Raw genomic sequence first — 1,427 nt, forward strand, 5'->3', positions numbered from 1 at the left:
ATTGTCCAGCGGACCGTCCCCGGCAGGGAAGGCTGGGTCGCCGTTCAGGAGGAGCTTTCGTGATCAAAACCGACATCCGCACAGTCCTGCTTCTGGTCCTGCTGGTGGCAGCCGTCTATTTTGTCCCCCTGGGCATCAGACCGCTGTTTGTGCCCGATGAAACCCGCTATGCCGAAATCCCGCGCGAAATGCTGGCCAGCGGCGACTGGGTGGTCCCCCACCTCAATGGCCTGGATTATTTTGAAAAACCAGTCCTCGGCTACTGGGCTCATGCCCTGTCACAGGCCGTTTTCGGAGCAACACGGTTCGCAGTCCGGTTCCCGTCAGCCCTGGCGGCTGTTCTAACCGGCCTGTTGCTGTTGCTGCTCCCCATGCCACGCCCAGAGTCAGACTGCAGGCAGCCTGACCCGCTGGCCAGTCTGCTCCACCTGAGCTGCATAGCCGTCGTCGGCATCGGCACTTTCGTGGTCCTGGACAGCCTGCTGACCTTTTTTCTCACCCTGACTTTGGTTGCCTTTTTTCGGGCCACCGAAGAGCCCCCCCGCAGCAGCCGGGAACGCCTCTGGCTTACAGCCGCCGGAATCGGTTGCGGCTGTGCCTTTCTGACCAAGGGATTTCTGGCCCTGGCGGTCCCGGTGCTGGTCGCCGGCCCCTACCTGCTCTGGCAGAAACGTTTTCGCGATCTGCTGCGCCTGCCCTGGCTGCCCCTGGGTGTCGCGACCCTCGTGGCCCTGCCCTGGAGCCTGCTGATAGCGCAAAGGGCGCCCGATTTCTGGAACTTTTTCTTCTGGCACGAACACATTCAGCGGTTTTTCAGTCAACATGCCCAGCATGCCAAGCCGGTCTGGTTCTTTTTGGCTTTTTTACCGGTCATGGCCCTGCCGTGGAGTTTTCTGGCCGGTAGCATCTGGTCCGGGGTCCGGGGTCCGGCCATACGGAATGGCGAGAAACGCCTGGTGGGCTATTACCTTTGCTGGGTTCTGTTCCCGCTGCTGTTTTTTTCCGCGTCAAAAGGCAAACTTCCAACCTACATCCTGCCTCTTTTCCCGGCGCTGGCTGGCCTGACCGCCTGGGCCCTGCGACGCTATCTGGCTTCCGGCAGAGTCAGAAGTCTCACCATCGGATCCTGGCTGGCCGGGGCTTTTTTTGGCCTGCTGCTGCTCGCCCTGCCCGTTGCCCAGCTCACCGGACTGGTTCCCGGCGGACTTTATTCGACCCACTGGCCCTGGCTGGGCGGCATGCTGGCCCTCGCCCTGACATGCCTGCTGTTCATCAGTGCTGCACGCAATAAGGATCCGTGGAAAAAACTGCTGCTGTTCGCCCTGGCCCCTCTGCCACTTTATGCCTTTGCTCCGGCGATGATGCCCGATTTGACCCTGGCCAAAAAAGCTCCCGTACCCTTTTTGCGCGAACACAAAGACATGCTC

General features: G+C 60.9%; 1 protein-coding gene. It reads left to right on the plus strand.

Annotated features, from left to right (window positions below):
* Positions 1–1,427 (plus strand): phospholipid carrier-dependent glycosyltransferase (locus D6694_04965; protein RMH45228.1); only part of this gene is annotated, 1,427 nt, incomplete at both ends.

It is taken from the genome of Gammaproteobacteria bacterium, from assembly GCA_003696665.1.
GTDB lineage: Bacteria > Pseudomonadota > Gammaproteobacteria > Enterobacterales.